Genomic DNA, 18566 nt, shown 5'->3' with positions numbered 1-18566 from the left:
GCCACTCTAAACGATACGCGCAAACCCTTCTTGAATATTGGTTTCAATAACGCTAATCATTATTATTAATATAGAATCTCGGCTGTCCGCTATCCCCTTGCCTGGCAGCCCTGATGTCCCTGCGCTTCCTTGCGGGCCCCACCCCCTCACGCAAACGCCTGATCTTGATCGCAGCCGCCCTGGCGCTGGCCCTGCTGATTGGTGTGGCGCTCTGGCTGGCGGGCAACAAAGGCCCGGCCGCTCCGCCTCCCCCGAACTACGGGAAGCTCCCCGTCGCGGTGAGCGTCGCCGCTGCGCGCGTCGCTCCGCTGCAGCGAGACCTGCACGCGCTGGGCACCATCACGCCGTTGGCGCGGGTGACCGTGCGCAGCCAGGTCGATGGCGAACTGGTCAAGCTGCACTACCGGGAAGGCCAGGCCGTCACGCAAGGCCAGTTGCTGGCCGAGATCGATCCGCGCCCCTTCCTGGCCGCGCTGGCGCTGGCCGAGGGCGAACTGGCGCAGACACAGGCGCTGTTGGACAACGCCGAAGCGGACCTGCGGCGGTATCGCAAGCTGGCGCGGCAGGACGCGGTGGCGGGCCAGCAGCTCGATACCGCCGAGGCCCAGGTGCGAGCCTACGCCGCGCGGCGTCAACGAAACCAGGCGCAAGTCGCGGATGCCCAGCGCCTGCTCGGTCACACGCGCATCGTGGCGCCGCATGCCGGCCGGGTGGGATTGCGGCGCGTCGACGCCGGCAACCACGTCCGCGCGACGGACGCGGACGGCTTGACCACCGTGGTTCAGATGGCCCCCACCTCGGCCCTTTTCAGCATCCCGGAAACGCGCCTGGCTCTTTTGCGGCAGGCGCAGGCGAAGACCGCCGTGTTGCGCGTGCAGGCCTGGGATGCCGACGACCGCCGCTTGCTTGCCGAAGGCACGCTCGAGGCGCTGGACAACCGCATCCAGGCCGCCAGCGGCACGGTGCGGCTGCGCGCCCGTTTCGACAATGCCGACGAATCGCTGTTTCCCAATCAATTCGTGAACATCCGGCTGGCCGTGGTGCAGGAAGATGACGTGGTGACCATTCCGGCCGCGGCCGTGCAATACGGTTCGCAAGGCGCGTTCGTGTTCGTCATCGGCGACGACAACCGCGCCACCCGCCGGGTGCTGACGCTGGGCCCGGCCAACGCCGGCCGCATCGTGGTGCTGACGGGCCTGGCCGCGAACGAGCGCGTGGTCGTTGAAGGCGTGGACCGCCTGCACGACGGACGCGACGTGCAGATCGTCGACCCGCCCGGCCACGACGAGGAGTCCGCATGAGCCTGTCACGCCCATTCATCCTGCGTCCGGTCGCGACGTCGTTCCTGATGATTGCCCTGCTGCTGTCGGGCAGCCTGGCCTGGCGCATGCTGCCCGTGGCCGCGTTGCCGCAGGTGGACTACCCGATCATCCAGGTAACCACGCAGTATCCGGGCGCCAGCCCCAATGTGACCGCGCGCGCGGTCACCGCGCCGCTGGAGCGGCGCTTTGGGCAGATACCGGGACTGAAGCAGATGTCGTCCACCAGCGGCAGCGGCATCTCGGTCATCACGTTGCAGTTCGCCCTTGACGTGCCGCTGGGCGTGGCCGAACAGGAAGTGCAGGCCGCCATCAGCGCCAGCGATTCGCTGCTGCCGGGCGATCTGCCCACCCCGCCCGTGTACCGCAAGGTCAACCCCGCCGACGTGCCGATCCTGACGCTGGCCGTCACGTCGAATTCACTGCCTCTGCCCAAGGTCTACGATCTGGTGGACACGCGCATGACGCAGCGGCTGTCGCAGTTGTCGGGCGTGGGCATGGTCAGCCTGGCCGGCGGACAGCGCCCCGCCGTGCGCGTACAGGTCAATCCGATGGCGCTGGCCGCGCGCGGCCTGAAGCTGTCGGACGTGCAGGAAGCGATCGCCAAGGCCAATTCCAATCAGCCCAAGGGCAGCTTCGACGGCCCCGTGCGGTCCGTCATCATGGACGCCAATGACCAGTTGCAGAGCGCGCAGGAGTACCGCGACCTGATCGTCGCCTGGAAGAACGGCGCGCCGGTGCGGCTGGGCCAGATCGCGACGGTGGAGGACGGCGCCGAGGACCGCTACCTGGCGGCGTGGGTCGACAGGCAGCCCGCCGTGCTGGTGAACATCCAGCGCCAGCCCGGCGCCAACGTCATAGCGGTGGCCGACCAGGTCAAGGCATTGCTGCCCCAATTGACCGCCAGCCTGCCCGCCGCCGTGGAGGTGCGCATCCTGACCGACCGCACCGAAAGCATCCGCGCGTCCGTGCGCGGCGTGCAGTGGGAACTGGGGTTCGCGGTGGGGCTGGTGGTGCTGGTGACGTTCCTCTTTCTGCGCAACCTGCCCGCCACGCTGATCCCCAGCCTGGCCGTGCCGCTGTCGCTGATCGGGACCTTCGGGTTCATGTATCTGGCCGGCTTTTCCACCAACAACCTCACGCTGATGGCGCTGACGATCGGCGCGGGCTTCGTGGTGGACGACGCCATCGTCATGCTGGAGAACATCGCACGCTACCGGGAACAGGGGCACAGCCCGATGGCGGCCGCTTTGAAGGGCGCCGGACAGATCGGCTTCACGCTCGTTTCGCTGACGCTATCGCTGATCGCGGTGCTGATCCCGCTGCTGTTCATGGAAGACGTGGTGGGCCGGCTGTTTCGCGAATTCGCCATCACGCTGGCCGTTGCCATCCTGATATCGCTGGCCGTATCGCTGACCCTCACGCCCATGATGTGCGCCCGGCTGCTGCCGCCGCACGCGCCGTCCAAGCCTGGAGTGCTGGATCGCCTGCAGGCGCGCTATGCAGGCTGGCTGGACATGACGCTGCGTCATCAGCGGCTGACGCTGCTGGCGATGCTGGCGACCGTGGTCCTCACCGGACTCTTGTATTTGGCGGTGCCGAAGGGTTTCTTCCCGGCGCAGGACGGCGGGGTGCTGCAAGGCGTGACGCAGTCGTCGCAAAGCACCTCGTTCGACGCCATGTCGCGCCGCCAGCAGGCGGTGGCGCAAAGTCTGCTCGCGGATCCCGACGTCGCCACGCTGTCTTCCTTCATCGGCATCGACGGCATGAACGCCACGCTGAACACGGGGCGGCTTCTGATCAACCTGAAACCCTGGAACGAGCGCACCGCCCCGCTGGCCGACATCATGGCGCGGCTGGACGCGAGGGCTCGCGATGTGCACGGCATCTCTCTCTATCTGCAGCCCGTCCAGGAACTGAACATCGAGGATCGCGTCAGCCGCGGCCAGTATCAGTTCAGCCTGACCTCGCCGGATAGCGCGCTGCTGTCGCGCTGGACCCGCGCGCTCATGGAGCGCCTGGCGCAAGCGCCGGAACTGGCCGACGTTTCGTCCGACCTGCAGGGCGACGGCCGCCAGGCCTATCTGGAGGTCTCGCGCGACGCCGCCGCGCGTCTGGGCCTCACGATGGACGATGTGGCGAAAGCCTTGTACAACGCATTCGGCCAGCGTCAGGTCGCCACGCTCTTTACGCAGTCGAACCAATATCGCGTCGTGCTGGAAGTTGACCGCAAGATGGCGGCCAGCCCCGAAGCGCTGGAACGCATCCATCTGCAAACGGACACCGGCCAGCCCATCCCCTTGTCAGCGCTCGCCACCGTCAGCGAGCGCGCCGTCCCGCTGGCGGTCAATCACCTGTCGCAGTTCCCCGCGGTGAACCTGTCTTTCAACCTGCCGCCCGGCGGGTCCCTGGGCCAGGCCATCGCCGCCATCGAGTCGGCGCGCCAGGAGATCGGCATGCCCGAGAGCGTCGAGCTGCGGCTGCAGGGCGCGGCGTCCGCCTTTGAGGCGTCGCTGTCGAACACGTTGTGGTTGATGCTGGCCGCGGTGGTGACCATGTACCTGGTGCTGGGCATGCTGTACGAAAGCGCCATCCACCCGGTCACCATCCTGTCCACCCTGCCCTCGGCCACGGTGGGTGCACTGCTGGCGCTGCTGCTGACCGGGCGGCCGCTGGACCTGATCGCGGTCATCGGCATCATCCTCTTGATCGGGTTGGTCAAGAAGAACGGCATCATGATGGTCGACTTTGCGCTGGAGGCCGAGCGCACGCGCGGCCTGGCGCCGCAGGCCTCCATCCGCGAGGCCGCGCTGCTGCGCCTGCGTCCCATCCTGATGACTACGCTGGCCGCGCTGTTTGGCGCGCTGCCGCTGATGCTGGCGACGGGTTCGGGCGCTGAATTGCGCCAGCCGCTGGGCTGGGTCATGGTAGGCGGGCTGCTGGTCAGCCAGGTCCTGACGCTGTTCACCACGCCCGCCGTCTACCTGTTCTTTCACCGTCTGGGCCACCGGCGCGCTCAAGCCGCACCGGCGCCCAACGCCGAAGGCCCGGTGAAATGATCCGCGCGTTGCTGCACCGTCCGGTCGCCTGCATTTTCCTGGCGCTGGCGCTGACGCTGCTGGGTGCCGTGGCATGGCGGCTCTTGCCGGTGGCACCGCTGCCGCAGGTCGATTTTCCGACCATCGAAGTGCGAGCCGACCTGCCCGGCGCCAGTCCCGAAAGCATGGCCAGCACGGTCGCGGCGCCGCTGGAGCGGGCGCTCGGCAGCATCGCCGGCGTCAGTTCCATGAGCTCTTCCAGCAATCAGGGCGCAACGCGCGTTCAGCTGCAGTTCGACCTGGACCGCGACATCGACGAGGCCGCGCGCGACGTGCAGGCCGCAATCAACGCCGCGCGGGCCGAACTGCCCTCGGGCATGCCGGGCAATCCCAGCTACCGCAAGGTCAATCCGTCGCAGGCGCCCATCATGGCGCTGGCCCTCAGTTCCGCCACCCGGCCCGCGGGCCAGCTCTACGACCTGGGTTCCACCGTGCTGGCGCAAAAGCTATCGCAGATCAGCGGCGTGGGCGAAGTCACGATGGGCGGCAGCTCGCTGCCCGCCGTGCGGGTCCAGGTGAACCCCAACGCGCTGGCGCACTACGGCGTGGCCCTGGACGACGTGCGCGAGGCCATCTCCAACGCGGCGCCGATGGGTCCGCAAGGCCAGCTGGATTCGGCCGCGCGGCGCTGGGAGGTCGGCACCCCCGAGCAGCCGCGCCGCGCCCAGGACTACGACAGCCTGATCGTGCGTTACCAGGACGGCGCGGTAATCCGGCTGTCGCAGGTGGCCCGCGTCAGCGATTCGGTCGAGAACCGCTACAGCAGCGGCTTTCACAATCGCAATCCGGCCGTGGTGCTGACCATCAGCCGCCAGCCCGGCTCGAACATCATCGAAACCATCGACGCCATCAACCAGGCGCTGCCGGGCCTGCGCCAGCTGATGCCCGCCGACGTGGACCTGACGGTGGCGCTGGACCGCTCGCCCGGCATCAAGGCGACGCTGCGCGAAGCCCACATCACCCTGGCGCTGGCCGCCGGGCTGGTCATCCTGGTGGTGTGGCTGTTCCTGGGCAACGCGCGCGCCGCCGCGATTCCCAGCGTGGCCATTCCCGTCTGCCTGATCGCCACCTTTGCCGTCATGTACGCGTGGGGCTTTTCGCTGAACAACCTGTCGCTGATGGCGCTGATCGTGGCGGCCGGCCTGGTCGTGGACGACGCCATCGTCGTGCTGGAGAACATCTCGCGCCACCTGGAGCGCGGGCTGACGCCGGTCAAGGCCGCCCTGCGTGGCGTGCGGGAAGTGGGATTCACCTTGGTGGCGATGACGGTCGCGCTGAGCGTGGTCTTCGTGTCGATCCTCTTCATGGGCGGGCTGGTGGAACGGCTGTTCCGCGAGTTCTCGATCACGCTGGTGGCCGCTACGGTGATTTCGCTGGTTGTCTCAGTGGCCATCATTCCCGCGCTATGCGCGCGGTGGCTGCGGCCCGTCAGCGCCGCCGCGGCCAAGCCATCGCGCATGCAGGCCGTGTTTGCCCGCCTGCACGACTGGTATGGCGTGTCGCTGGCGCGCGTGCTTGGCCATGCACGCCTGACATTGCTGCTGCTGGCCGGCGTCGTGGGGCTGAACGTCTACCTGTACGTGCAGGCGCCGAAGGGCTTTTTGCCCGTGCAGGACACCGGCCAGCTCATGGGCTTCGTGCGGGGCGACGACGGGTTTTCGTTCCAGGTGATGCAACCCAAGATCGACCAGTACCGGCAACTGGTCCTGAAGCACCCCGCCGTCGAGGACGTCATCGGCTACAACGGCGGCGGCCTGGGCATCAGCAATTCGCTGTTCCTCATCCGCTTGAAGCCTGCCGCCGAACGCAACGAGTCTTCCACCCAAGTCATCAACTGGATGCGCACCCACGCGCCGGCGGTGCCGGGCGGCATGTTCTTTCTGAACGTGGACCAGGACCTGCGCATGCCCGGCGGCTTCGGCAATTCCGGCGACCACGAGCTGGCCATCATGGCCAGCGACGTGCCCGCGCTGCGCGAATGGTCGCGCAAGATTTCCAAGGCCATGCAAGAGATCCCCGAGCTGCGCGACGTCGACGCCCAAGGCGACGGCGCCACGCAGCAGGTGGTGATCGACATCGACCGCAGCGCGGCGCAGCGGCTGGGCGTGGACATGGAGACCATCAGCAGCGTGCTGAGCAATTCGTTCAGCCAGCGCCAGGTCGCCACGCTGTACGACGCCATGAACCAGTACCGCGTCGTGCTGGAACTGGACCCCCGCTACACCGAGGATCCCGAGGTCCTGGAACGGGTGCACGTGGTGGCCGCTGACGGCAACCGCGTGCCGCTGACCGCGTTCGCCACCTACGACAATGGCCTGGTCAACGACCGCGTCTTTCACGACGGGCTGTTCGCCGCCGTGTGGGTCGGGTTTTCGCTGGCGCCCGGGGTATCGCTGGAACAAGGCCTGGCCGCCATCGACGCGGCCACGGCAAAGCTGATGGTGCCTTCGCACATCCAGACCCGGCTGGGCGGCGATGCGCACAACTTCCAGCAGAGCCTGCAGGACCAGCCCTGGCTGATCCTGGGCGTCTTGGTCGCCATCTATCTGGTGCTGGGCATCCTGTATGAAAGCCCGCTGCATCCGCTGACGATCCTGTCCACGCTGCCTTCGGCCGGCGTCGGCGCCCTGCTGGCGCTGCGGCTGGCGGGCATCGAGTTCACCCTCATTGCGCTGCTGGGGCTGTTCCTTCTGGTGGGCATTGTCATGAAGAACGCCATCCTGATGATCGACTTTGCCCTCAGCCTGGAGCGGCGCGAAAACCTGACGCCCGAACAGGCCATCCACCGCGCCGCCATGTTGCGCTTGCGGCCAATCGTCATGACCAACCTGGCAGGCCTGCTGGGCGCCCTACCCCTGGTGTTGGGCATGGGCGAAGGGTCGGAACTGCGCCGCCCGCTCGGCGTGGCGATCGTCGGCGGACTGATGATCAGCCAGTTCCTGACGCTGTACACCACCCCGATCGTCTATCTGGCGCTGGAACGCCTGCGCCGGCTGGCCTGGGACAAGCGCCGCACGGCCTGACCGCGCATCTGCAGGCCCGCCATCTTCCCGCTAGCCGGAAAATAAAAAGCTCAATAGAATCGTTTGGCACGCTGACGAAAGCCGCCTGATCCGGCCCCGGTGCACATTTGCGCCCCCGGAATGCGGCTTTCCGCCCGCGATGCCGGCGCGCACGCCTGACTAAGCGTCGCTGCCGGGCTTTCCGGCGTTCGCGGAGCGGGGCCCCAAAAGCGCCGACACCGGAACTCGCAGTTTGGCCTCTGACAGACATGGTGCCCAATGTGGCCGATGACTTGTTCGAATGGACTGCTGCTGATGGGCATGCTCAGCCTCGGCGGATGCGTGCAGGCGGGGCCCGACTTTGCGCCGCAGCGCGTCGACTGGTCCAGTCAGTGGGATACGCCGGCGCTGCGGCAGGCCACCGAATCCGGCGCCCAGCCCGATGCGCGGCAATGGTGGCGCATCTTCAACGACCCCGTTCTTGAATCTCTGATCGCCCAAGCGGACGCGAACAATCCGGGCGTGCAGGTGGCCGGCCTGCAGATCATGGAAGCGCGCGCCCAGCTGGGCATCGCGCGCAGCGGCCTGTTTCCGCAGTCCCAGGTTGTGGGCGCGGACGCGCTGTATCAGCATCGCGCGTCGCGCTCGGCCGAGGGCAATCCCCGCCCCAGCAGTTTCTGGCAATACAGCGCGGGCTTCAACATCGGCTGGGAGCTGGATTTCTGGGGCCGCTTTTCCCGCGCCATCGAGTCCGCCGACGCGGCGTACTTCGCCGCCGAAGCCAATCGCGAAGACGTGCTGGTGCTGCTGCACGCGCAGGTCGCCGAAAGCTATTACGCGCTGCGCACGGCCGAGGCGCGGCTGCGCATTGCCCGCGACAATGCGGCGATCCAGAAGCGCAGCTACGAGATCACCGAACGCCTGTTCAAAAGCGGCGAGACCGACGAACTGGATCTGCAGCAGGCCCGCACGCAATACCTGGGCACGCTCAGCACCATCCCGGAATTCGAAAGCCAGATCGCGCGCACGCGCAATGCGCTGGCGGTGCTGGTCGGCAAGCCTCCTGGCCCGATGCCCGAATTGCCCGACCTGGCGTCCAAGGAGGCCGTGATTCCGCTGATTGACAAAGCTGTCCTGCAGGACGTGCCTGCAAACCTGCTGCTGCGGCGCCCGGACATCCGCGCCGCCGAACTGCGTATCGCGGCGCAGTCCGCGCAGGTGGGGGTGGCCAAGGCGGAGCTCTACCCCTCGCTGACGCTGTTGGGCAGCATTGTCTGGACCGCCACGTCGCTGGCCGGCACGTCAGGCGGCGCGGCGCTGCTTGCCGGTCCCAGCCTGAGCTGGAACGTATTCGACCACGGCCGGATCACCAACACGGTGCGACTGCAGGACGCGCGGCTCCAGCAGCTCATCGTCATCTACCAGGACGCCGTGCGTCAGGCGGCGCGCGAAGCCGACGACGCGGCCACGGGGCTCATCAAGGCGCTGGAGCGGGACGGCATTCTTTATGACTCGGCGCTTGCCGCCAAGCGTTCGCTGACGCTGGCCAATGCGCTGTACCGCGAGGGCTATTCCGATTTCCAGCGGGTACTGGACGCCCAGCGCGCGCTCGCGACCCAGCAGGACACCTATCTGGTGAACCGGGGCAACGCCGTGAGCGATCTGATCGCGCTGTACAAGGCGGTGGGCGGCGGCTGGTATAGCGGCCAGCCGGTGATCGATCCCGCCACACGAGACCAGATGCAGCAACGCACCAATTGGGGCGACCTGCTGACCGAAGCCGGGCGTCCCGCCCCGGCCTCCGCGATTTCCAAGACCACGAGGCGATCCGATGACTAGTCCCCGGTCCGCGCCGCCATCGGGCAGCCCAGCCAGCCCCGCGCCCGCAGCCAGCCCCCCGCCGCCCGCCGCGCCGCCGCCCGCGCCGGATCCCGCCCGCAAAGGTATCCGGTGGGTCGTCGTGGTGATCGTCCTTAGCCTGGTCTGGTATCTGCTGGCGGACCGCTATACGCCCTACACGCAGCAGGCGAGGGTAGAGGCTTTCGTGGTCCCGGTGGCGTCCGAAGTGGCGGGCCGGGTGACCCAGGTTCGCGTGCGCAACAACCAGGACGTCCAGGCGGGCGCCGTGCTGTTCGACGTCGACGCCGAGCAGTACCGCATCGCCTTGGACCGTGCGCGGGCCGACCTGGACGCCACGCGCCGCCAGATCGGCGCCAGCACCGCCGGTATCGATTCGGCGCAAGCGTCATTGCGCGCGGCGCAAGCCAACGAGGTCCGCGCGCGCCAGGACAGCACCCGCCTTGAGCGCCTGTACAGCGACGATCGGGGCACGGTCTCGCTGCGCCGCCTGGAGATCGCGCGGGCCAACCTGGCGCAGGCGGTCAGCCAGGTTGCGGCCGCGCGCGCCGAGGTGCAGCGGGCGCGCGAGCAGGAAGGCGGCAGCGAAGAAGACAACGCCAAGCTGCGCAGCGCAGCCGCCGCCGTCGCAAAGGCCGAGCTGGACCTGGCCAACACGCAGGTGCGCGCGCCCGCGGCCGGCCTGGTCACCGACCTGCGCACCGATGTGGGCCAGTTCGCGGCGGCGGGCAAGCCCGTCATGACGCTCATCGCCATCCATGACGTGTGGATTAACGCGGAAATGACCGAGAACAATCTGGGACACGTCGACCCCGGCACGCCGGTGGCGATCATCCTGGACGCGCTGCCCGGCCGGATCTTCGAGGGCCGGGTGCGCAGCGTGGGCTATGGCGTAAGCGTTGGCACGCCCACGCAGCCCGGCAGCCTGCCCACGGTGCAGAACAGCCGCGACTGGCTGCGTCCGGCGCAGCGCTTCCCAGTGGCCATCGACCTCGATCCCGGGCAGCTCCCCTCCCTGCGCGGCATTCGCGTGGGCGGACAGGCGGAAGTGATGGCATTTCCCCAGCCGGGCAATCCGCTCAATCCGCTGGGCCGCATCTATTTGCGGCTGATGAGCTGGCTTTCCTATGCGTACTGACGACCGCCCCGCTCCCCGCGACCCGCGCGGCCAGCGCGCCCTGCGACTGGGCGTGGGGACGGCGCTATGCCTGGCGATCAGTTTCGGGCTGGACACGCCGATCCCGATGGTCGCGCCGGTGCTGGGCGTCTTCCTGCTGGCGCAGATGAACCGGCCGCTGTCCCTGAAGGCCGGCGTGGGCCTGGCGCTGGTGGCGGCGTTCACCACGGGCACGGGCCTCGTCCTCATCCCGTTGCTGCGCTATTACCCGGCCGCCGGCGTCCTGATCGTCGGCCTGTGCCTGTTCCTCGCGTTCCGCCACGGGCTGCGCGGCGGCAATAACCTGGTGTCGACGTTTCTCATCATCGGCCTGACCATGATTTCGGCGGCGGGCACCTTCGACTTCGGTCTGGCCGTGACGGTGATCGAGGCGCTGGTCAAAGGCCTGCTGCTCGCAGCGCTGATGCTGGGCGTCTGCCACGCGCTGTTCCCGGATCCGCCTGGCCTTCCGGCCCCGCCGCCCCCGCCCGTGCTATCTGCGGGCGAGGCCAACCGCATGGCCCTGCGCGCGGCGCTGGTGGTGCTGCCGGCTTTCCTGTTGGCGATGACCGATCCGCTGGGCTACATGCCCATCATCCTGAAGGCGGTCAGCCTGGGAAGGCAGAGCTGCGTCACGGCTGCGCATGGCGCGGCGCGCGAAATACTCGGTTCCACCCTGCTGGCCGGCGTGCTTGCCGTGGCGTTCTGGATCGGACTCAGGCCGTTTCCCAGCCTGTGGATGTACTTCCTTTGGATGCTGCTGTTCGCGCTGGTGATCGCCCGCAAGCTGTATCGGCTGAGCCCCACACCGCACGCCCCGAGCTTCTGGTTGAACACCCTGATCACGCTCATCATCCTGCTTGGCCAGTCGGTCCAGGACAGCTTTGCGGGCAATGATGTCTACACGGCCTTCGCCATTCGCATGGGTCTGTTCATCGCGGTCACGCTGTATGCGTGCCTGATGCTTCAGTTGCTTGAACCCCGGCCGCGCGGACCGGGATTTTCCGCACGCCATCCGTTCTCACGCCTTAAAAGGAGTCCGCCATGAGTGCCCAAGACATGCCTACCCCCCCTGCGCCAGCGATGGGCTGGCGCTTCAAGTGCGGAATCGCCCTCTTCGTCCTGGCTTTCGCGCTCTGGTTCCTTATCCCCATTGGCGCCGTGATGGACATCCCGGGGTCACGCATCGCGGCGTTGACGGGCGCCATCTTCATCGCCAACAAGGTGCTGCTCATCACCTGCATCGCCGTCATGGGCAAAGAGGGATTCCAGCAGCTTAAAGCCATCATCGGCGGTCACGCGAAGAAGCTGGCGCCCGTGCAGAAGGTCGGACCGGTGCGCCATGCGATCGGCTTGGTGATGTTCATCCTGCCGCTGCTGACCTCGATGCTCGAACCTTATGTCGACCAGATCTGGCCCGGCTTTCGCCCCCGGATATGGCAGGCGCAGCTGCTGGGCGACGTCATGCTGGTGGCCAGCTTCTTCGTTCTGGGCGGCGATTTCTGGAACAAGCTGCGGGCGTTGTTCGTGCGGTCGGTCTAGCTCACGCGTCGCCCTTGTCCGCATCCGGCGCGCGGGGCGTGGCGGTGAGCCGCTGAGCCATGAACTCCAGGAACTCCTTGGCCAGCGGCGGCAAGGTGCGCCCCTGCAGTGTCACCGCCTGAATGCTGCGCTGGCGCATCTCGGGGTTGCTGAAGGGCACCGCGGCCAGCGCAGCCCCCTGCGGGTCGCCCATCAGCGTCAGGTAGCCGGTCAGCGCCACGATGCGGCTGCCCGGCAGCATGGGCAGGAAGGCCGCCGAATTGTTCGATACGTAGGCCGGCTCGATGTGCAGCCCGGCGTTGGCGCAGGCGTTGTCGAATAACTGCCGGACGGTCGTGCCGGTATCGCCCACCGACACCGGCTCCTCCGCCAGGTCGCGAAGGCTGACCGTGCGGCGGCTGGCAAGCGGATGCCGCCGGCACATCACCGCGTACACCGGGGCCCGGGTCAGCAGCTCGGTCTTGAGCCGATCGTCCTGCGCCACCGTGTAATGCAGCGCGATCTGGGACAGTCCCTCCAGAATCCGGCGAATCACCTCTTCCGGCCGATCCACCTGCAGATGAAAGCGCGCCTCGGGCCGCATCTGCTTGAAGTCGGCCATGCACATCGGCATGAAACGGTGCGCGAAGCCCTCGCTGCAGGCTAGCCGGATGGTGACGTCGCCCAGCGCACTGCGCCGCCGGATCTCGGTGGTGACGCGTTCGGCCTCCAGGGCGGCGGCCCGGGCGTACGCGGCCAGTTGCAGGCCTGCCTCGCTGAGCTCCATGCCGCGCGCCTGGCGCTCGAACAGCACGATGCCCAAGCTGTCCTCCAGCTTGGCGATCTGCCGGCTCACGGCGGACGCCGCCACGTGCAGGGCCGCCGCCGCGCCCGCGATCGATCCGCAGCGCGCGACTTCCAGGAAATATCTGAGGCCTAGGGAAATCATGGCGGGCTCCCGAAGACATGCCATTTAAGCAACGCAAAAGTGCGAAATATCTAATTGTGGCACGTTAAGAAGCGCAATAAATTTGTGCTTCCAACTCCCGCACCGAGAACCGCCATGACCCGCGAGCAAGCCATTCTCCACGCCGTACAAGCGTATGACAGCGGCGCCCTTCTGGACACCCTGGCGCGCCGGGTCGCATTTGCGACCGAAAGCGAAGTGCCCACGCAGGCCGCGGCGCAGCATGCCTACCTGAAGGACGAACTGGTTCCGCGCCTGTCGGCGCTGGGCTTTTCCTGTGAGGTGCACGCGAATCCGGCCGGGGTGGACCTGCCGATCCTGGTCGCGCGCCGCATCGAAGCGGCCGAATTGCCCACGGTCCTCATGTATGGCCACGGCGACGTGGTGCGGGGCAACGCCGCCAAATGGGAGTCCGGCCGCGACCCCTGGCAGCTCAAGGTCGAAGGCGACCGCTGGTACGGGCGCGGCACGGCCGACAACAAGGGTCAGCATTCGATCAACCTTGAAGCGCTGTCCCGCGTCATTGATGCGCGCGGCGGCGCGCTCGGTTTCAATACAATCTGGCTCATCGAAACCGGCGAGGAAGCCGGCTCGCCGGGCCTGTCCGATTTCTGCAAGACGCACCGCAATCTCCTGGCCGCCGACGTCTTCATCGCCAGCGACGGACCGCGCCTGAACGCCGCCCGGCCCACGCTGTTCATGGGCTCGCGCGGTGCGATCAATTTCGAACTCAGGGTGCGGTCACGGGACCGCGGCTACCACTCCGGCAACTGGGGCGGACTGCTTGCCAATCCGGCCATCCGCCTGTCGCACGCCATCAGCTCACTCGTGGACGCCAACGGGCGCATCGCCGTCCCCGGGCTGCGCCCCCCGCCCATCCCCGACGTGGTCGCCCAGGCGCTGGCCGACCTGGAGGTCGGTGGCGGCGAAGACGATCCGGCCATCAACACGTGGTGGGGCGAACCCGGCCTGACCTCCCCTGAAAAGGTGTTCGGCTGGAACAGCCTGGACGTGTTGACCTTCGGCGCGGGCGACCCGGCCAAGCCCGTGAACGCCATTCCTCCCGAAGCCGTGGCCTGGTGCCAGTTGCGCTTCGTGGTGGGCACCGACTGGCGCGGCCTGCAGGATCATGTGGTCGATCATCTGCGCCAGCTTGGCCTTGCCGACGTGGAAGTGCGCATAGGCATGCAGGCGGGCGCAACGCGCCTGTCGCCCGACACCCCGTGGGTGCGCTGGGCCGCCGCCTCGCTGGAACACACCACCGGCAAGCGCCCGGCGCTCCTGCCCAACCTGGGCGGCTCCCTGCCCAACGACATCTTTGCCGACCAGCTCGGCCTGCCCACCCTGTGGGTCCCGCATTCCTACCCCGCCTGCGCGCAGCACGCGCCCAACGAGCATCTGCTGGGCAGCGTCGCCCGGGAAGGCCTGGCCATCATGGCCGGCCTGTTCTGGGACCTGGGAACCCAGGGCGCCGACGTCCTCGAACAAGCCTGCGCCCAATCGTCCACTTACGCCTGACAAGACCGAGCCCCGCCATGATCGCCAGATTTCGCACCGCCCTGTTGGCGTTGACGCTTGCCGCCACCGCCGCCCACGCCCAAGACGCCCACGCGGCCTATCCGGACCAGGCCATCAAGATCGTTGTCCCCTTCACACCCGGCGGCGCCACCGATGCGGTGGCGCGCCTGCTTGCCACCAAGCTGTCGGGTAAGTTCGGCCAGCCCGTCATCGTTGAAAACCGCCCCGGCGCGTCGACGCTCATCGGCGCCGAAGCGGTCGCCCGCGCCAAGCCGGACGGCTACACGCTGATGCTGTCGGGCAGCACAACCTACAGCGTCCTGCCGGCACTCAAGCCCGCATTGCCCTACGATCCCGTGCGCAGCTTCGAGCACGTGGGCATCGTCGCGATGGCCCCTGTCGTGCTGCTGGCGCAGAATTCTCTGCCCGCGGCCACGCCTCACGAGGCCGCCGAACTCGCGCGCCAGCAGACCGCCAAGGGCGGCCTGATGTACGGCACGTTCGGACCGGGATCCGCCCCCCACCTGACCGGCGAAATGTTCGCCCAGGCCGCCGGCGCCAAAATGGTGCCGGTGCCCTACAAGGGAAGCGCGCAGCTCATCACCGCGCTGATCGGCGGCGAGATCGCCCTGGCCGTGGACACGGTGTCGGCGTCGGCGGCCCAGGCGCGCGCCGGCAAGGTCCGCGCGCTGGCCGTTACCGGCGATCAGCGCATGCCGCAATTGCCGGACGTGCCGACCTTCGCGGAAGCCGGCATGGCGGATGTGTCGTTCGTGGGCTGGTACGGCCTGGTCGCGCCGGCCCAGACGCCATCCACCGTCATGCACACGCTGAACCGGGCCATGACGGAAATCATGCACGACGAGCAAGTGCGCAAGAGCGTATCGGACCTGTCGCTCAATCCCGTCTTCCTGCCCGGCCAGGCCTTCAGGGACCAGATCACGATCGAGATCGCCAGATTCAGCGCCGTCGCCCAGCGCGCAGGCATTACGCTTGAGTGACCGCAACACGGGACGCTACCGGCGTCCCGCCTGCTTTGCGTGCCGCGCCATCAATCCGGCACCATGCTGCTGATCTTGGATCCTTCCAGCCCCATCCCCGCCATCAGGCCCTGCTCGCCAAACGGCACCGCGTACACGTCCTGCGTCAGGGTCGTGGTCGAGATGCTGGCAGCGTAGCCCTGGTCGACCACGACCAGGCTCGGGCCGGCGCCCAGCGCCCAGCCGTCGCTCTGGTTCAGATACGCCAGCGCGGGCTCGTTCATGAAGAACAGCGCGTACGAGAACTGTTGCGCCCCCGCCTGCAGTCCGAACGACAGCGCCGAGATCGAATAAAAGCCCTCGACCTGACCGCGCCGGATCAAGGCGCCCGAGCCGCGCTCGCCACCCACCAGGAAACCGCCCTTGATGATGTTGGGAAACACCAGCACCGCAACAGCCTTGTCGCCCAGTTGGCGGATGCGGGGGTCCTGCGTATAAAGCTGCTCCAGCGCCGCCGTTGCGTCGGCGCTTATCTCCGCCGCCGACGCCGCCCGCGCGGACGGCGCAACGCCGATCAGGGAGGAAAAAGACAAAAGGCTGGCACAAAGCCAGCCAACGAATTTCACAGGCAACACGGACGCTCGGTTCATACGGCCTCCCCGGTTAGACAGGGCGAGCGCCCGATGCGCTCGCCCGACCTGCCGGCTCAGTATTCGAGAGGCGTCCCGCGGGTGTCAATGGTCCTTGCTTACCCGTACTGCCGCGCCCCTCATACCTTGGGCGGCGTCGTCTCCCGCTCCGGATGGCGATGTTTGCCCAAGGCGGCAATGAACGCTTGCGGATCCTCGCCGCCCAGCAGCAGTCCGCCATCGTTCGGATCGGGGTCGATGCCCGCCGCAGCGTACACCTGGACGCCGTCGCCGACACCCATCAGCGTCTTGCCGTGGCGATAGGCGTCGCGCAGGAACTCCAGCGCCCGTCCGTCGGCCGCCAGGCGTTGCACGGCGTCGGCGCCACCGACAACCACCGCGCCGTCAAACACCACGGAAGGATGGTTGTCCAGCGACGCATCCGCATCGAACGCGCCGCCCTCGCCCGTCTGCATCGGACCAATGCGCTGGCCCACCAGCCGCACGACGGCGCCTGCCTGCATGAGCGCGTCGGCCACGGCGGACAGTGCCTTGCCATCCACGCCTTCCGCCGCCAGGATGGCGACCTTGCGCGTCGCCACGCCGCCGTCGCCAGGGCGGGCGGTCAGCGACAGCGAGGGCGACACCTGCACTTCGGACTTGGGCGGATTCTTCGTCGCGCGCGGCAAGGGATCCGGCAAGGGCATGCCGATTTCATCGGCTACGCCCTGCGCCAGTTCGTCCGACACATTGCGCAGGGAAGCGACCATGCGCTCGCGGATCTGCGGCACCGTCACCTTGCTGAGCTCGAACGCGAAGGCGTCGATGATGTGCTTGCGTTCCCAGGCGGTCTGGCTGTCGTAGAACAGCGTGGCCTGGTTGTAGTGCTCGGCAAATTTTTCCGGATGTCCGCGCAGTTCGTCGCTCGTCACCGGCTCCGGAAACGACACGAAGCCGTCCATTCCCGCCTGGAACGGACAGCCGCCGGCAAGGGAATTGGGCTCGTAGGACACGCGGCCGCGATGAATGGTCTGGCGATGCATGCCGTCGCGCTGGTTGTTGTGCACCGGCGCCAGCGGCGCGTTGATGGGGATCTCGTGGAAGTTCGGGCCGCCCAGGCGCGAGATCTGCGTGTCGACGTAGGAATGGATGCGGCCAGCCAGCAGCGGGTCATTCGTGAAGTCCACGCCGGGGACCACGTGCGCGGCGCAGAAGGCCACCTGCTCGGTCTCGGCAAAGAAGTTGTCGGGGTTGCGATCCAGCACCATGCGGCCGATGGGCACGATCGGCACCAGTTCCTCGGGCACGATCTTGGTGGCGTCCAGCACGTCGAAGCTGAAGCCTTCGGCCTGGTCTTCCGTGAAGACCTGCACGCCCAGTTCCCATTGCGGACCATGACCCGCGTCGATGGCTTCCCAGAGGTCGCGGCGATGATAGTCAGGGTCTGCGCCCGACACCTTGACCGCCTCGTTCCACACTTGCGAGTGCGTCCCCAGGATGGGATTCCAGTGGAATTTCACCAGGCGCGATTCACCCTGCGCGTTGACGAACCGGAACGTGTGCACGCCAAAGCCCTGCATCATGCGGTAGCTGCGCGGGATCGCGCGGTCCGACATCACCCACATCAGCATGTGGGTGGACTCGGGCATGAGCGACACGAAGTCCCAGAAGGTATCGTGCGCGGACGCGGCCTGCGGCATGCCATGGTGCGGCTCGGGCTTGACCGCGTGGACCAGGTCCGGGAATTTCATCGCATCCTGGATGAAGAACACCGGCATGTTGTTGCCCACCAGGTCCCAGTTGCCCTCGTCGGTATAGAACTTGACGGCAAAGCCGCGCACGTCGCGCGCCGTGTCCTTGGACCCGCGCTCGCCCGCCACCGTCGAAAAGCGCACGAACACCGGCGTGCGCTTGCCGGCCTCGGCAAACAGCGACGCTGCGGTCAGGTCGGTCAGCGGCTTGTAGCACTCGAAGTAGCCGTGGGCCGCCGAGCCGCGGGCGTGCACGATGCGCTCGGGAATCCGCTCATGATCGAAGTGCGTGATCTTCTCGCGAAGGATGAAATCCTTCAGCAGCGCCGGCCCGCGCAGGCCCGCCTTCAGCGAGTGCTGGTTGTCGCTGACGCGCACGCCCTGATTGGTGGTCAGTTCCTGGCCGCCGCCGTCCGCGCGCACGCGCGGCAGTTGGCCGTCGACACGGTTCACGCCCGGGGTCGCGGCGTCGCCGGTCTTGTCCGACACTTCCTTTTCGGACAGCGAGCTTGCGCCGACGGCGGGGTCCACGGCCCCCACGTGCGCGCCGGCGTACGGGCAGCGCGCGGCCTGCTCGCCGTACTCGGCTTCCTTGTTGGTGTTATGGGGCATGGCGCCCACGGTGGCGCCTACCGCTGCCGCGCGCTTGAGCGCGGGGTGGCTCGGCTTGCCGGCCGGACCGCTTGCGGGACCGCTGTCGGTGTTCATGTAGGCGGTGTCCAGTGCACCGCCCTGGCCGGCCTTGGCTGGCTTTTTGCTTGCCATGAG

The 18566-nt window shown here is 67.7% G+C and carries 12 protein-coding genes; 9 read left to right on the top strand and 3 right to left on the bottom strand.

Translation table 11 applies throughout. The annotated features are described in order from the left end of the window. The first annotated feature begins 164 nt into the window (after positions 1 to 164). From LN047_RS14265 to LN047_RS14235, 7 genes are all read left to right on the top strand, one after another. Positions 165 to 1301, top strand: coding sequence for an efflux RND transporter periplasmic adaptor subunit (locus LN047_RS14265; protein ID WP_373979329.1), 1137 nt, complete (start codon positions 165 to 167; stop codon positions 1299 to 1301). Beyond that, complete coding sequence (locus tag LN047_RS14260) at positions 1298 to 4378, top strand: multidrug efflux RND transporter permease subunit (RefSeq protein WP_373979328.1); 3081 nt, start codon at positions 1298 to 1300, stop codon at positions 4376 to 4378. Before LN047_RS14265 ends, LN047_RS14260 begins: the two co-directional genes overlap by 4 nt. Beyond that, the gene (locus LN047_RS14255) at positions 4375 to 7440 is read left to right on the top strand and encodes an efflux RND transporter permease subunit (RefSeq protein ID WP_373982092.1); all 3066 of its coding nucleotides are present in this window, start codon (positions 4375 to 4377) and stop codon (positions 7438 to 7440) included. Before LN047_RS14260 ends, LN047_RS14255 begins: the two co-directional genes overlap by 4 nt. Before the next feature lie 258 nt (positions 7441 to 7698). Then, on the top strand, positions 7699 to 9258 hold the full coding sequence (locus LN047_RS14250; protein ID WP_373982091.1) for an efflux transporter outer membrane subunit: 1560 nt from the start codon (positions 7699 to 7701) through the stop codon (positions 9256 to 9258). Then, positions 9251 to 10414 (top strand): HlyD family secretion protein, encoded by a 1164-nt coding sequence (locus LN047_RS14245; RefSeq protein ID WP_373982090.1) that lies wholly within the window; start codon positions 9251 to 9253, stop codon positions 10412 to 10414. Before LN047_RS14250 ends, LN047_RS14245 begins: the two co-directional genes overlap by 8 nt. Further along, positions 10404 to 11480, top strand: coding sequence for a DUF2955 domain-containing protein (locus LN047_RS14240; RefSeq protein ID WP_373982089.1), 1077 nt, complete (start codon positions 10404 to 10406; stop codon positions 11478 to 11480). Before LN047_RS14245 ends, LN047_RS14240 begins: the two co-directional genes overlap by 11 nt. After that, complete coding sequence (locus LN047_RS14235; protein WP_373982088.1) at positions 11477 to 11974, top strand: transporter suffix domain-containing protein; 498 nt, start codon at positions 11477 to 11479, stop codon at positions 11972 to 11974. The genes LN047_RS14240 and LN047_RS14235 overlap by 4 nt, the downstream gene beginning before the upstream one ends. Before the next feature lies 1 nt (position 11975). On the opposite strand, the gene LN047_RS14230 is transcribed toward LN047_RS14235, so the two are convergent. Next, positions 11976 to 12902 carry a LysR family transcriptional regulator gene (locus tag LN047_RS14230; RefSeq protein WP_373982087.1) on the bottom strand — a complete coding sequence of 309 codons (927 nt, stop codon included), beginning with the start codon at positions 12900 to 12902 and terminating at the stop codon, positions 11976 to 11978. A 114-nt stretch (positions 12903 to 13016) separates the two neighbouring features. Between LN047_RS14230 and LN047_RS14225 the strand changes: the two genes are divergently transcribed. Beyond that, complete coding sequence (locus LN047_RS14225; protein ID WP_373982086.1) at positions 13017 to 14438, top strand: M20 family metallopeptidase; 1422 nt, start codon at positions 13017 to 13019, stop codon at positions 14436 to 14438. Between the two features lie 17 nt (positions 14439 to 14455). Continuing rightward, positions 14456 to 15439 (top strand): Bug family tripartite tricarboxylate transporter substrate binding protein, encoded by a 984-nt coding sequence (locus LN047_RS14220; RefSeq protein WP_373982085.1) that lies wholly within the window; start codon positions 14456 to 14458, stop codon positions 15437 to 15439. Between the two features lie 50 nt (positions 15440 to 15489). Here LN047_RS14220 and LN047_RS14215 read toward each other — a convergent pair whose 3' ends face one another. After that, complete coding sequence (locus LN047_RS14215; protein WP_373982084.1) at positions 15490 to 16011, bottom strand: YSC84-related protein; 522 nt, start codon at positions 16009 to 16011, stop codon at positions 15490 to 15492. Between the two features lie 176 nt (positions 16012 to 16187). Next, the gene (locus LN047_RS14210; protein ID WP_373982083.1) at positions 16188 to 18563 is read right to left on the bottom strand and encodes a catalase; all 2376 of its coding nucleotides are present in this window, start codon (positions 18561 to 18563) and stop codon (positions 16188 to 16190) included. Positions 18564 to 18566 lie beyond the last annotated feature (3 nt).

It is taken from the genome of Achromobacter sp. JD417 (genome assembly GCF_041879325.1).
In the GTDB taxonomy this organism is placed as follows: Bacteria; Pseudomonadota; Gammaproteobacteria; order Burkholderiales; family Burkholderiaceae_B; genus Achromobacter; species Achromobacter mucicolens.
Note: the sequence above shows the minus strand (reverse complement) of the source record. Positions and strands in the feature narration are given on the sequence as shown.

Coding starts and splice junctions, on each gene's coding strand:
- LN047_RS14260 (WP_373979328.1), top strand. CDS start 1,298: ATGAGCCTGTCACGCCCATTCATCCTGCGTCCGGTCGCGACGTCGTTC.
- LN047_RS14255 (WP_373982092.1), top strand. CDS start 4,375: ATGATCCGCGCGTTGCTGCACCGTCCGGTCGCCTGCATTTTCCTGGCG.
- LN047_RS14250 (WP_373982091.1), top strand. CDS start 7,699: ATGTGGCCGATGACTTGTTCGAATGGACTGCTGCTGATGGGCATGCTC.
- LN047_RS14245 (WP_373982090.1), top strand. CDS start 9,251: ATGACTAGTCCCCGGTCCGCGCCGCCATCGGGCAGCCCAGCCAGCCCC.
- LN047_RS14240 (WP_373982089.1), top strand. CDS start 10,404: ATGCGTACTGACGACCGCCCCGCTCCCCGCGACCCGCGCGGCCAGCGC.
- LN047_RS14235 (WP_373982088.1), top strand. CDS start 11,477: ATGAGTGCCCAAGACATGCCTACCCCCCCTGCGCCAGCGATGGGCTGG.
- LN047_RS14230 (WP_373982087.1), bottom strand. CDS start 12,902: ATGATTTCCCTAGGCCTCAGATATTTCCTGGAAGTCGCGCGCTGCGGA.
- LN047_RS14225 (WP_373982086.1), top strand. CDS start 13,017: ATGACCCGCGAGCAAGCCATTCTCCACGCCGTACAAGCGTATGACAGC.
- LN047_RS14220 (WP_373982085.1), top strand. CDS start 14,456: ATGATCGCCAGATTTCGCACCGCCCTGTTGGCGTTGACGCTTGCCGCC.
- LN047_RS14210 (WP_373982083.1), bottom strand. CDS start 18,563: ATGGCAAGCAAAAAGCCAGCCAAGGCCGGCCAGGGCGGTGCACTGGAC.